General features: G+C 50.4%; 13 protein-coding genes. 8 read left to right on the forward strand and 5 right to left on the reverse strand.

Annotated features, from left to right (window positions below; translation table 11 throughout):
• The first annotated feature begins 262 nt into the window (after positions 1-262).
• From L1278_RS00965 to L1278_RS01000, 8 genes are all read left to right on the forward strand, one after another.
• Entirely contained in the window at positions 263-1,576 is a 1,314-nt protein-coding gene (locus tag L1278_RS00965; protein WP_253400637.1) for a dicarboxylate/amino acid:cation symporter, read from the forward strand.
• A 121-nt stretch (positions 1,577-1,697) separates the two neighbouring features.
• Positions 1,698-2,432, forward strand: coding sequence for a 5-oxoprolinase subunit PxpB (gene pxpB / locus L1278_RS00970; protein WP_253400638.1), 735 nt, complete (start codon positions 1,698-1,700; stop codon positions 2,430-2,432).
• Positions 2,422-3,417: a biotin-dependent carboxyltransferase family protein gene (locus L1278_RS00975; RefSeq protein ID WP_253400639.1), complete on the forward strand. Its 996-nt coding sequence runs from the start codon at positions 2,422-2,424 to the stop codon at positions 3,415-3,417. Before pxpB ends, L1278_RS00975 begins: the two co-directional genes overlap by 11 nt.
• On the forward strand, positions 3,414-4,193 hold the full coding sequence (gene pxpA, locus L1278_RS00980) for a 5-oxoprolinase subunit PxpA (RefSeq protein WP_253400640.1): 780 nt from the start codon (positions 3,414-3,416) through the stop codon (positions 4,191-4,193). Before L1278_RS00975 ends, pxpA begins: the two co-directional genes overlap by 4 nt.
• Positions 4,190-5,380 (forward strand): NRAMP family divalent metal transporter, encoded by a 1,191-nt coding sequence (locus L1278_RS00985; RefSeq protein WP_253400641.1) that lies wholly within the window; start codon positions 4,190-4,192, stop codon positions 5,378-5,380. The genes pxpA and L1278_RS00985 overlap by 4 nt, the downstream gene beginning before the upstream one ends.
• Positions 5,381-5,431: 51 nt before the next feature.
• Positions 5,432-6,022, forward strand: a complete 591-nt coding sequence (locus tag L1278_RS00990) for a hypothetical protein (RefSeq protein WP_253400642.1) — start codon at positions 5,432-5,434, stop codon at positions 6,020-6,022.
• Between the two features lie 96 nt (positions 6,023-6,118).
• Positions 6,119-6,634, forward strand: a complete 516-nt coding sequence (locus L1278_RS00995; protein WP_253400643.1) for a hypothetical protein — start codon at positions 6,119-6,121, stop codon at positions 6,632-6,634.
• A 33-nt stretch (positions 6,635-6,667) separates the two neighbouring features.
• Complete coding sequence (locus L1278_RS01000) at positions 6,668-6,850, forward strand: hypothetical protein (RefSeq protein WP_253400644.1); 183 nt, start codon at positions 6,668-6,670, stop codon at positions 6,848-6,850.
• 171 nt (positions 6,851-7,021) lie between these two features.
• On the opposite strand, the gene L1278_RS01005 is transcribed toward L1278_RS01000, so the two are convergent.
• The 5 genes from L1278_RS01005 to L1278_RS01025 all read right to left on the reverse strand — a co-directional run bounded on the left by L1278_RS01005 (position 7,022) and on the right by L1278_RS01025 (position 13,903).
• On the reverse strand, positions 7,022-8,542 hold the full coding sequence (locus L1278_RS01005) for a sigma 54-interacting transcriptional regulator (RefSeq protein WP_253400645.1): 1,521 nt from the start codon (positions 8,540-8,542) through the stop codon (positions 7,022-7,024).
• Positions 8,543-8,851: 309 nt separating this feature from the next.
• A complete protein-coding gene (locus L1278_RS01010) occupies positions 8,852-9,952 on the reverse strand; it encodes a VWA domain-containing protein (protein ID WP_253400646.1) in 1,101 nt (366 codons plus the stop codon).
• 639 nt (positions 9,953-10,591) lie between these two features.
• Positions 10,592-11,569, reverse strand: coding sequence for an acyl-ACP desaturase (locus L1278_RS01015; protein WP_253400647.1), 978 nt, complete (start codon positions 11,567-11,569; stop codon positions 10,592-10,594).
• Between the two features lie 251 nt (positions 11,570-11,820).
• Entirely contained in the window at positions 11,821-12,789 is a 969-nt protein-coding gene (locus tag L1278_RS01020) for a glycosyltransferase (protein WP_253400648.1), read from the reverse strand.
• Entirely contained in the window at positions 12,782-13,903 is a 1,122-nt protein-coding gene (locus tag L1278_RS01025; protein WP_253400649.1) for a DegT/DnrJ/EryC1/StrS aminotransferase family protein, read from the reverse strand. The genes L1278_RS01020 and L1278_RS01025 overlap by 8 nt, the downstream gene beginning before the upstream one ends.
• Positions 13,904-13,911: the final 8 nt, after the last annotated feature.

A 13,911-nucleotide genomic window follows, 5' to 3' on the forward strand; every position in this document is an offset into this window, starting at 1 on the left:
GCCCGGATTCAGATAACAGGAAAGGCCGCACAGATGCGGCCTTTCCTGCTTAAAAGCGCCTCATTTCTACGGATTAATATCATCCATTTCCATATATTAAACCTTATTCTTAAGGATTAATTCTTAATTTTACCTGAAAGGGACACTTCGTTCCGGACAGAAAATGCAGCCACTTACTCAGTGTTTGCCCTTTCCTGTGATTTCCTGAACCCTATACCTGTAACCGGCAGGCACCCATTACCGCCCTGTCACTACCCTGTTTATGAAGAAATTAGCTTTACACTGGCAGATTCTGATCGGCATGGCGCTAGGAGTAGCCTGGGGTATTTCTGCCAGCTCCTTCGGCCTCATCGAGTTCACCTCTGACTGGATCAAGCCTTTCGGCACCATCTTTATCAACCTGCTCAAACTAATTGCCGTGCCGCTTGTGCTCGTGTCCCTGATTACGGGTGTGGCCAGCCTGAGCGACATCAGCAAACTTTCCCGCATCGGCACCAAAACGATCGGCTTATACCTGATGACGACACTGTTTGCGGTGGTGCTGGGGCTTGTGATCGTAAACGTAGCGGAGCCCGGCAAAGCATTTTCTCCTGAGAAACGTGAGGAATTCAAATCCCAGTATGCCGCCGCTACCACCCAGCGCTCTTCTGATGCCGCCGCTGTAGAGCAGCAAGGACCACTGCAGGCACTCATCGACATCGTACCCGACAATATCTTTGGGGCCATGACAAATAATGCGAGCATGTTGCAGGTCATCTTCTTCGCCCTGCTGTTCGGCATTGCCCTCATCCTCATACCCAGGGACAAGGCGAGCCCTGTCAACGCTTTCTTCGACGGCGTTAACCTCGTTATCCTCAAAATGGTGGACATTATCATGATGGCAGCCCCCTATGGTGTGTTCGCCCTGTTGGCAGGACTGGTGGTGGAGTTCGCCGGCGATGATCCTTCGGCCGCCGCTGAATTGCTGCTCGTGCTGGGCTACTACTGTATCGTCGTTATTATTGGTCTGGCCATTATGATGTTCGTGGTTTACCCGCTCCTCATCAAATTTTTAGGCAAGAGCAGTTACGTCGATTTTTTCAAGGGCATCTTCCCGGCCCAGATGCTGGCTTTGTCTACTTCCTCGAGCGCAGCGACGCTTCCGGTGACCATGGAGCGCTGCGAAGAAAGACTGGGCATTAACCGCGAAATCACCAGCTTTGTGTTGCCACTTGGCGCTACCATCAACATGGACGGCACGAGTCTTTACCAATCGGTAGCGGCGGTGTTTATCGCGCAGGCTTATGGCATGGACCTGTCGCTGGCGACGCAGGCTGGCATTGTGCTTACCGCCACACTGGCCTCCATAGGAGCGGCAGCCGTGCCAGGCGCGGGCGTAGTGATGCTCGTGATCGTATTGCAACAGGCAGGTATACCGATCGAAGGCATTGCCTTGATCCTGGCTCCTGACCGCTTGCTCGACATGCTGCGGACTACCGTGAACGTGACCGGCGATGCCTCCGTGGCCATGATCGTAGCCCACTCTGAAGGGCAGCTGCATCCCCCTGTTCTGGAAGACGTTGGCCTGAAAGACTAAACAATCCTGACCATTTAGCACAAACACAAGACTGCCCCTGCGGTCTTGTGTTTTTTTATGTACCTTGGTTAACTATACCTCACCTCAAAGGGTATACAGAGGCACACAACTTAGCCCAGGTATGAAGCAAAAAGACATGCAGCTGTTCCGGCTATACCCGCTCGGCGACAGCGCCATTACGGTGCAGTTCGGCGATACCATCGACAAAGCGATCCATGCCAAAGTGCGTGCCTTCAGTACTTACCTGGACCGCCATCCGTTCGCCGGCTTTGTGGAACAGGTGCCCGCCTATAACACAGTCACGGTGTACTACGACCCCTGGCAGGCAAGCGAGAAGGGCTTCTACAACCCGTATACACACGTAACCGAGCAGCTGCAGTATATTCTCAAAGTAGCCCGTGAAAACGACAAGGCCGCAGCGCCACGCGTAGTGGAAATTCCGGTGTGCTACAACGGCTCCTTCGGTCCTGATCTGGAGTACGTGGCCCGCCATACCAAACTCACCCCGCAGGAAGTAATAGCAAGCCACATACGCTGCAAGTATCGGGTATACATGATCGGCTTTGCACCCGGCTTTCCATACCTGGGCGGCATGGCCAAAAAACTGACCACACCCCGCAAGCAAAATCCCAGACCACATATACCTGCCGGGTCGGTAGGTATAGCAGGTGGTCAGACGGGCATTTATCCCATCGAGACGCCGGGAGGCTGGCAACTGATCGGTCGCACACCGCTCCTACTTTTTGACCCGAACCGGGAGCAACCCAGTTTGCTGCAGGCCGGTGACGAGGTAAAGTTTGTAGCTATTTCAGAAGACGAGTTCTGGCAGCGAAAGGAGCGGGCACATGGGGCTTGAGACCCTAAAACCAGGCATGCTCACCACCCTGCAGGACAAAGGCAGGTATGGACATCAAAGAGAGGGCATCATTACAAGTGGCGCCATGGATACGTTTGCCTGCAGAGTAGCCAACATGCTGGCCGGCAATGCAGATGACGAAGCCGTGCTGGAGATCACCCTCGTCGGACCTACCATCCGCTTCACCGAAGACCAACTGATCGCTTTGACCGGTGCCGACCTCTCTCCTGAGCTCAATGGGGAACGTGTTGCGATGTGGCGACCACTTTTGGTGAAGAAGGAGAGCATTTTGTCTTTTGGGGCGCCCGTATCCGGATGCAGAGCTTACCTGGCTGTGTCAGGTGGCTTTGCTATACCTAAACTGATGGGCAGTTACGCGACCTACTTGCAGGCAGGTATAGGCGGCTATAAGGGACGGGCACTACAGGCCCGAGACCTTATACCTTGTAACAGCCCTACTCCGGCAGGTATAGCCCTGTTCCCGCAGATGGCAGGCGCGGATTACGCAGCCGCCAGCTGGACACCTGACCCGCAGTTCTACCCTAACTATACCTCAAACCCTACGCTTCGGGTCATCAAGGGTCCTGAGTACGAACTCTTTTCCGGAAACAGCCAGGAACAGATCTGGACGGAGCGCTTCCAGGTTTCGGCACAGTCGGACCGGATGGGCTACCGGTTGCAGGGCGTTTCGCTATACCTGAGCGAGGAAGCGGAGCTTATCTCTACTGCCGTTACATTTGGCACAGTGCAGGTGCCTCCCGATGGCAATCCGATCGTGCTGATGGCTGACCACCAGACCACAGGCGGTTACCCGCGTATACTGCAGGTTGTTCGCGTCGATTTGCCTATATTAGCACAGGTCGTGCCGGGCCAGACCATCACGTTTGAGGAAGTATCTTTGGAAGAAGCCCAGCAGCTTTACATCCGGCGGGAGCAAAACCTGACCCAACTGGCACGCGCCATCCAACTAAAGCACAACTTATGAACAAACCCCTCTCCGTTGACCTGAACTGCGACTTAGGCGAGAGTTTTGGCGCCTACCGTATCGGCAACGACGAACTGATTCTACCCTTCGTCACTTCGGCTAACATTGCCTGTGGCTTCCATGCCGGCGACCCGGGTGTGATGCGCAAAACCGTACAGCTTTGTCTGCAGCATAACGTCGCCATCGGTGCTCACCCCGGCTTGCCCGACCTGGTCGGCTTTGGCCGGCGCAACATGGCCGTATCAGCGGAGGAGGTATACGACATGGTAGTGTACCAGATGGGAGCCTTGCATGCTTTTGTTCAGGCTGAAGGCGGCAAGCTGCACCACGTGAAACCGCACGGTGCCCTCTACAACATGGCCGCTACCGACACCAAACTGGCCGAAGCCATCGCTGAAGCTGTGTACAAGGTGAATCCCGAAGCATTCCTATATGGCTTGGCCGGAAGTGAATTGATCTACGCAGGTATGAGGCTGAGTTTGCAAACAACCAACGAAGTATTTGCCGATCGCACCTACCAACAGGATGGCACACTTACCTCCCGCCGTCAGCCCGATGCCTTGATCACTGACCCCGATAAAGCTACCAGCCAGGTAATGCGTATGGTACAGGAAGGCAAAGTGCAGTCGCAGCAGGGAGTGGATGTAGGTATACAGGCCGATACAGTTTGCATACACGGCGATGGTCCGCATGCGTTGGAATTTGCGCGCCATGTTCATGAAACTCTGCAGCGCGAAGGTATAGCGCTTGCCAGTCCAAAAGTGCAGCGTCCATGAAGCAGAAACGCAACTGGAGCGTCCTACTCGGTGCCGCTTTCCTGATGGCAACTTCTGCCGTCGGGCCCGGCTTCCTTACGCAAACCACCGTCTTCACACAGTCATTGGCCGCCAGCTTCGGCTTTGTCATTCTGGTCTCCATCATACTCGATATCGGGGTGCAGCTCAATGTATGGCGCGTAATTGCCGTGTCAGAGAAACGGGCGCAGGACATTGCCAACATGCTTTTTCCGGGCCTCGGTCTGTTTGTGGCGGTACTGATTGTGCTGGGAGGCTTTGCTTTTAACATCGGCAACGTGGGCGGTGCCGGGCTGGGCTTTAACGTGCTCTTTGGTATTTCGCCAGAACTGGGGGCCATCATTACCGCCGCTGTTGCCATTGGCATTTTCCTGGTGCGCGAAGCCAAAAAGGTGATGGACCGATTTGCCCAGGTCATGGGCCTGCTGATGATCCTACTGATCGTGTACGTGGCTATCACCTCCTCTCCTCCCCTTGCCGAGGCTGCTGTTAAGACTTTCTTACCTGACCAGATCGACTTTATTGCCATCATCACATTGGTGGGCGGCACGGTGGGCGGTTATATCACTTTTGCAGGTGGCCACCGTCTGCTCGATGCCGGCGTGAAGGGCGAAGCGGCTTTGCCTGAGGTGAACACCAGCGCTGTATCAGGTATAACGATCGCTTCCATCATCCGCATCTTTCTTTTCCTAGCGGCGTTGGGAGTCGTGAGCAAAGGATTAATCCTGGACGAGAGCAATCCGCCGGCCTCGGTGTTTCAACTGGCGGCAGGCAACGTCGGGTATAAGCTTTTCGGCATTGTGATGGTGTCAGCAGCTATTACGTCAGTGATCGGATCGGCCTATACCTCAGTTTCTTTTATCAAGTCTTTCCACACGAGCATCGAGCGCTACGAAAACTGGTTCATCATTGGTTTCATTGTGGTTTCCACCGCTATTTTCGTCACCATCGGTCGTCCGGTGCATCTGCTTATTCTGGCGGGCGCTTTAAACGGACTCATCTTACCCCTCACACTCGGCACCATTCTAATCGCTGCCCACAAAACAGAGATCATCGGCAGGTATAAGCACCCGCTGTGGCTGACGGTTTTTGGCGTTCTGGTGGTGCTGGTGATGGCCTGGATGGGCGGCTATACCTTGGTGAAGCAGCTGCCGGCTTTGTTTGGGTAACATCATCATTTGCAACACGCTTCTAACTCGCATATTAACTACTTCCAAAACATGAAAATATTACTGGTTCTCCTTCTAACCCTTTCTACATTTTTTCCTTATTACCAAGCCACAGGCAATTACCAGATAGAAATCACATCTACTGCATCAGCCAGTCATTCAGAGTTTAAGATTCATCTCTTAAAAAATGGTAACAAAACGAAAGTTATTTATCTTAAAAGAAAGCAGGAGGATTTAAAACCCACGAAGCAAGACAGTTTAGAAATTCAGGAATTAGTAAAAACCTTTGAGAACGATTTAGAAGCGCGAAAGCGGCTTACCCAAATTTTTGATAAGTATAAAAGCTATGAAAAAGATAGTTTAATAATTTCATCAAATCATCCCTTGCTTCGCATCAGCGATTCATTATCGAAAGAAAGAACTCTTAAAGTAGTTGAAAGTGACAGAAGAATAGTCTTAGATGGCACACGAGCAACAATAAAAGTACGTCATGAAAATGGGCCAGCCTATGAACTTTATGCGTCCTCACCTCGAAATGATACGCACCCCTTGTTTCACCAATTTATTACAAGTTCCCTGGAGCTTTACAGAAGTAATGCAGAAAAGCCAATTCTAAATAAGAGCGATACGCAGGGGTATTAAATTATAACAATTATTCGCCTGTGCTTCAGCTATACAAACCCGGTGCTGATGAGTAAACACACGACATACAAACTTATTAAAACTGATATCCCGAACATGAAACACTTTTTACTCACCCTCCTTATCCTGGTTTCTGTTAAGACTATAAGTTTCGGACAGGAACTTGCCATTATTCAGGATACTGTTAAAAATTACCAGATTGGAGTTCCTGTTGGCTGGAAGTATGGAGTTCCTGCTGATCAATCGTTAGATCTTATCGCATTCAGACAGAAACAGAGTGAGGAAGATGTGCCTAGAGAGAATTTAAATATTAACATTTTGCATCGTGACGAAACAAGCCTGGATGCAACTTATAGTGAATTCTTAAAGAGCATTGGAACGGTTGAAGGGTTCACAATTATTGAAGAGGGTGACACCGTGATCAATGATAGAAAGTATAAATACCTGATAGAATCGCATAAAAATAAATACAGTAAAGAGGACATGCACAACTATGTTCTGTTTACAAATAAGGAAGGAGCCATACTCATCTTAACTATGGTGACTATTTCTCCTAACTTTGATACTTACAGAACACTTTTCGACAAAATTGCAGGGAGCCTACATTTCTAAAGTTGATACGTCACTATGTAATTAACTTTTCCCATGAACCTCTCCACCTTCAAAGCTAGCCTCACCGCTCCCACGCCTCCCTCAGAAGCATCGGTATACCTGCAGACGTTGTGGCATGACGCGAAAGGGGACTGGGGCAAAGCACATATTCTGATTCAAGATCTGCCTCGCTCCTCTCCCGGAGTCGTCACTACACCTGCAGGCGCTGTGATATGAGGCAAATGAAGAGTAGGAAAGCATCTCTACTGCCTTGCTTTAGGTATAGGCATTCTCTGAAAGATTAAATTACTCTACTCAATACCAGCAACAAAAAAGGCAGAAGTAGTACGGGTACCACTTCTGCCTTTTTCAACTCTTTAACTCTTAAATTCCTAAACTCTCAAACTCCTAAAAATCATCTTCGTCTTCTTCCTCACCAAAGCTCGGCATGGTGAACATACCGCTGAGCAGGTCCTTGAACTGCAGGCCGGTGCTGAGTCGGTTTTTGCTGAGCTGACTGTGCTCGGCCAGGCCATGCAAGGCAAATTCCATCATGAAAAGCTTCTCGTCACCCTTTGCAGCTGAACGGTATTTCTCTACCAGTTCGCTCAAGCCAGGTATAGCTTGCAGTGATTTTTTATACTCCGAGGCAGTGGCATCATTCAGAATATCTACTGTATTGCCGTCGCCAAACCAATCGGTTATTTTCTTGTACGGATTCCCTTCTTTTGACTTCTTGGCCTTGTCCGGGTCAGGGAAATACTGGAGGAATTGCGTGCGGATGGCCTTGCCCATGAGCACCTGCGCCACGTGCCCCGCACCTTCCTGCTCGCCTTCGTATACCAGTTCCACTTTACCAGTCACGGCAGGTATAGTGTTCAGGAAATCCGACAAGCGCACATAAGTTTTGCTTTCGCCATTCAGCAGCGCACGCCGCTCGGCAGCACTCAGTAAACTCTCAAAAGCCGAAATAGTCAGACGGGCCGACACACCACTTTTGGCATCGACGTATTCACTTTCACGTGCCTCAAATGCCACCTGCTCTATAAGGTCACTGATGATGTCGTTGGTGTTGACCAGTTGCTCCTGCTCTTCCTTAATGTGCGCTTCCTGCTGCGTTATCTTTTTGCCAATCTCGATGGATTTCGGATAGTGCGTGATGATCTGCGAGTCGATGCGGTCTTTGAGCGGCGTCACGATGGAGCCTCGGTTGGTATAATCCTCGGGGTTGGCAGTGAACACAAACTGGATATCCAAAGGTAAACGCACTTTAAAGCCGCGAATTTGGATATCGCCTTCCTGCAGAATATTGAACAGGGCAACCTGGATGCGGGCCTGCAAATCGGGCAGCTCGTTGATCACGAAAATACCACGATGCGAACGCGGAATCAGACCGAAATGGATTACCCGTTCATCCGAGTAAGGCAACTTCAGCGTCGCCGCTTTGATCGGGTCCGCATCGCCGATCAGGTCGGCTACTGAAACGTCGGGCGTAGCTAGCTTTTCGGTATACCTGTCGGAGCGGTGCATCCAGCCAATGGGGGTATCATCGCCGTGCTCGTGCACCTGGTCTTTGGCAAAACGCGAGAGTGGCTGCAGCGGGTCGTCATTCAGCTCGGAACCTTGCACAACAGGTATGTATTCGTCAAGCAGGTCCACCATCAGGCGGGCGATGCGTGTTTTGGCCTGTCCGCGCAAACCGAGCAGGTTAATGTGGTGCATTGACAGGATAGCTCGTTGCAGGTCCGGCACCACGGTTTCTTCGTAGCCCCAGATGCCTGGAAATACCTCTTCTTTGCGCTGCAGCTTGCTGATTAAGTTACGACGCAGTTCCTGCTTTACAGTTTGTGGTTCGTACCCGGCGGCACGAAGCTGGCCAAGGGTTTTTATCTTCAGTAAATTCTCTGCTTTTATGTCTTTGTATTGCATGTAGCTTTATCAGTTATAAACATTTATCAGATTTCACTCCACAGAATAAAGTGTATCTTCATTACATGAAAAGAATTCCGCGTTATAAAATTTTGGAGATGATTGGCTTATTGATCTTTATCATCGCTTTCGTCTCAAGAATTTATTTCCATATGAACAGCCTTGTCTACTATGGTATACTTGGTGCACTGTTGCTGTTGTTTTTATATGCGAACCAACTCAAGAAAAAGTATTCTTAATAGGTTGATTTTCTTGAGTGCACGATTCGGACAGGTCGCGACCTGTCCCTACAGGATAATCTCTCAAGATCTAAAAGCTCTTCTTGCGATTGCGCCCGTAGTCGCGGAACACCAGGTGGCCTAAGCCTTTCAGCGAGCTATAGTACGCTTGGCCGTTATTCACTTTGGTAAACTCGTCTACGAATTGCTGCAGGTATGGGTCCGATGCAATCATAAAGGTGGTAATCGGAATCTTGATGCGACGGCACTGAGCTGCTAGGTTCAGGGTCTTGTTCACTACTTTGCGGTCCAGGCCAAAGCTGTTTTTGTAGTAATGCAGCCCTTCCTTCAGGCAGGTTGGTTTGCCATCCGTGATCATAAAGATCTGCTTGTTAGGCGTTTTGCGCTTTCGCAGAATATCCATCGCCAGTTCGAGCCCGGCCACCGTGTTGGTATGGTAGGGACCAACTTCCAGGTATGGCAGGTCTTTGATTTCGATCTGCCAGGCATCGTTGCCGAACACAATCACATCCAAAGTGTCTTTCGGGTACTTCTGCTTCACGAGTTCGGCCAGCGCCATCGCCACTTTTTTGGCCGGTGTGATGCGGTCTTCGCCATACAGAATCATGGAGTGCGAAATATCGATCATCAGCACGGTAGAGGACTGTGTTTTGTGTTCCGTTTCCATGATTTCGAGGTCCTGCTCTGTCAGTCGGAAGTCGGAAAGGCCGTGGTTGATTTGTGCATTTCGGATGGAGTCGGTCATGGAGATCTGCTCGATCGCGTCTCCGAAGCGATACTCGCGACGGTCGGTGCTGGCCTCGTCGCCTATACCTGTCTGGGGTGTTGCGTGACTGCCTTTGCCGCCTTTCTTCAGCTTACCAAAAATCTCCTCGAGCGCACTTTTCCGGATGTTCTGCTCACTCTTGGCAGTCAGTTTCAGCACCCCTTCCTCCTGCGGATTCTCATCGATATAGCCATTCTTTTTGAGGTCCTCAATAAAGTCGCCTATACCATAATCATCACTGGTCAGGCCATACTGTTTGTCTAAGGAACTAAGCCACGCCAGCGCCTCAGTTACATCGCCGGAAGTGATCATCACTAGCTGCAAAAAGATCTTCAGCAGCGACTCGAAGCCCTGCTTATCATCCTGCGGCGGTACGTACTCTTCAAATCTATACCCTATGCTCATATGCTCTCTCCTGATTTATACTCTAACAACGCTACGCAGCCGAATGTTCGTGCATACCGGTCCTTATACGTGAAATCCCCTGTTTTGCCCCAACTGCTTTGCCTGCTTGTGTAGATCATAATTTTATAGAGTTATGTCTTATTTTGTCAGAATCAGGATTTGCAGGATTAAAGAATTGACAGGATTCGCGTGCACGATGAACATCCCCCTGCCCCTTTCGAAGGGGGAGTTCAGCCGCTGCCATCTCACAGGCATAAGCACTGTAGTTTCAGTAAGGATTCACGCACCACTGGCAGGTATAGCAAGACTAACTTGCATCGAAACTACGTAGGTATAGCCTGAGCCCGGTGCACCCATGACGATTTTGTGTTTGAGCGGTCAGCGAGTTTAAAAGCGTCTTGACTTTTTTGCTTACTTTTTGTGTCAAGACAAAAAGTAAGGCCCGCCTGGCCAGGGCAAGCTATAAAACAATACAGGTTGCTATACCTGTATTTGCAGTTACTACAAAGCAAAATCTCTATACCTAGGCCAGAGGCCCTACTATAGCCATCACGAACATGGACGCTCGCACCATAACAGCAGAGGGCAGACTGCTTTCGCAACCTGCCCTCTATCAATATAAATTATAGCTCTCGCTACTTAGTCAATCCAACGGAATTTATACTCCAGTTGTGGCGCTCTCATACGCTCCGCTACTCTTTTGAGGCGGTCTGGCAGCGCTGTTATATAATCGCGGGCGCGCTCGCCGGCATCATTCAAGCCAGTTACGGTTTCCAGCTTCCACTCTTTCACGAGGTCACTCAGGATGTCGGTATAGTCGAGGGCGGTGTACACGTTAATGCGCTGGGCAGCATCAGTAAAGTGGCCAAACGTTTTGCCCATGTCCACACCTAACTCACGCATATAGTGTGCCGGCATTACGATTTTCTTGCGCATCATATCTTCAAAGGCCAGCATCATTTCGTTCGGATCGGCCTCAAATATTTTGCCTACAAAAGCCTTATACGCTTTAGCGTGACGGGCCTCGTCAGAAGCTACATAGCCGCAAAGCTTTGCCAGCATACCATCGCCTTGCTTTTTGGCGATCTGGGCCACACGGCGGTGCGACAGGTTGGTAGCTGTTTCCTGGAAAGAGGTATACACGAAAGCGCGATACGGGTCATTGTCAGTCTGCAGGTCAAAACCATCAGCGATCAGGTACTGCGTAGAAGCCTCCATTTCGCGCATGTTGATGCGGCCGGTCAGGTACAGGTACTTGTTCAAAAGGTCACCGTGGCGGTTCTCTTCGGCTGTCCAGGCACGATTCCACCTCATCCAGGGGCTATCTTCGTTGCTTGGCACATCTTTAATAGACATCAGCCAGCTTTCGTAAGTTGGCAGTGCTTCTTCGGTAATGGTATCGCCTACCAACACGGCAAGCAGGTCGTAGCTAAGGTCGCGGGCACGTTCCTGCAGGTTTTTTACTTCTTCAAAAAAGTTTTCCATGCGGGCGTCGGGCAGCAAGTCGGCTGGCTGCCAACTGTCCTCAACGGACTTTAGGAACTCTGTCATTTTTTCGTGGACAAAGTCTTCCATCCACTTCATGACTTCTACACGGGATGCAATGGCTGTGATCATGGTATTGTTTTAGGCGATTGAACTTCAAATATAGGTATTTATACTAAAATATTTGTCCGCAGCGTAATATTAAGTTAACTCTCTGCTAAAAAAAGGTGTTCGGGTTTAGTGTCGTGTTTAAACTTTAACTTGCTCATTCTCAAAAGCACAAACCATAAAGCACCACCGGGTTAACTTATACTTACGCAGAAACAGAAAACAGTTTACGTGTTTACCCCCAATGTATAGTAAGTCCCTGACAGAGTGCAATTTCAGCGATTTAAAAGCCTCTGATACAGCACTCTGAGTATGCGCAGGTCTACTTTAAGTTTGTTAAGGAGATGGATTGTGCGGTAGACCGGTCCAAGTCCGGCGTGCTGCCGTAGCAGGTTCAGAAATTGTTCGGCTTGCTGATAGTGACCAGTCAGGAAAGCGTGCCGGGTTTCATATTGCAAACGGCGGGTCAGGGCGCTTTTTTCTTCCTGACTATGCACTAGTCTCTCTGCCTTTACGCAGACCAATATTGTTGAGTTTAGCTGTCTGTCGCCGGGCTTGTACAATTGCTGAGAAAGGGAATTGGTGTGCAGGCGACGTTTGGTGGTGATAGCATCCAGGAAAAAGTACTTATACCTACGGGAGGAGCGCAGCCAAAAGTCAAAGTCCTCATAAGCAAGCGTTTCGTCATAACCCTGCAGCTCCTCAAACACTTTTCGTTTCATCATCATGGTGGGCGGACAAATAAAATAGCGCCCCAGCAGATGGTGAAAAATATCGCCGGAAGGAGCAAAAGAAATCACCTCGCCTGCCTTGTTGCGCTGGCAGTGAAAGCGAACATGCCGGCCATTATCATCGATGTACTCCGCATCCGAATAGACAACGCCATAAGTCTCGTCCAGCTTCTCGAATGCCTCCACCTGCTGTGCTATCCGTTCGGGCAAGAGCACATCGTCGGTAGCAAAATCGATGATATAAGCGCCCTTGGAAGCCCGCCAGGCCATGTTAAAAGCTTTGGTATTGCCTTGGTTGGTGCCTGTGCTCAGGAAGGTGATTTGGGGATATTTTCGGACGTATTCCTGAATGATGCCTACACTATTATCAGTGCTGCAATCGTCCATGATGATGATCTCCAGATTGGCGTAAGTCTGGGCCAGCACCGAGTCCAGCGCTTCGGCGATGAAACGCTCGTGATTGTAGCAGAGGCAGATGACCGACACCAGCGGCCGTGCAACAGGATCAGCCATGGCGCTCAAAAAAAGTGTGAATGCAAGTGACAACTGCCTCCTGCTCTGCCTCCGTCATACCCGGAAAAAGTGGCAGACTCAGGCTTGTGTCGGCCAGTTCCTCGGCTACCGGAAAGCTCCCTTTTTCATATCCCAAATAAGTATAAGCCACCTGCAAATGCACGGGCACCGGGTAGTGTATGGCCGTCTGTATACCTTGCTCTGTCAGGTATAGCTGCAAGGCATCGCGCTGCTTTGTGCGGATGTTGAATATGTGGTAGACGTGCGTGCAATCCGGCGCTGTGACAGGCATTACGAGGTCGCCTATACCTTGCAGCGCGGTCAGGTATACCTGAGCTAGCCGTTGACGTTCGCCGTTCAGTGCATCGAGGTGTTGCAGCTTGACGCGCAGTGCGGCGGCCTGAAGGGTATCGAGGCGGGAGTTGATGCCTATTAGTTGATTGTGGTATTTCTGTTGCTGCCCGTAGTTGTGATACATGTGGGCATAGGCGGCCAGTTCTGGGTCTGAAGTAACCACAGCACCGCCATCGCCAAGCGCACCCAGGTTTTTGGTCGGGTAAAAACTGGTGGGACTGATATGACCGAAACTACCAACCGGACGGCCTTTGTAACTCGCGCCTTGGGCCTGTGCAAAGTCTTCTATAATCGTCAGGTTGTGCTGTTCAGCTAATCTCAGAAAACCTGTCATCTCGCAAGCCTGGCCATAGAGGTGCACAGGTATGATGGCTTTGGTGCGAGGTGTGATGTGCTCAGAAGCTTCAATAGCAGTGAGATTACAGGTATAGCGATCCGGCTCGGCCAGCACAGGTATAGCCCCAACCTGCACCACGGCATTCACGGTCGCGATGAAGGTATTGGTCGGTACGATTACCTCGTCTCCTGCTCCTATACCTGCGGCTTTCAGCGCCACTACCAAAGCATCGTAACCATTCCCTACCCCGATAGCTATACCTGCCTGCACATACGCAGCAAATTCATTTTCGAAAGCACGCACTTCTTCACCCAAAATGTATTGCTGACTGCGCAGGGCACCCAACAACGCCTCCTCCACCTGCTGGTTTATACCTGCGGGGTAGTCACGGAAAGCGAAGTATGGGACCTGAATTGAGGGCATAGGTATAG

The organism is Pontibacter sp. HSC-36F09 (assembly GCF_024171605.1).
Lineage (GTDB): Bacteria > Bacteroidota > Bacteroidia > Cytophagales > Hymenobacteraceae > Pontibacter.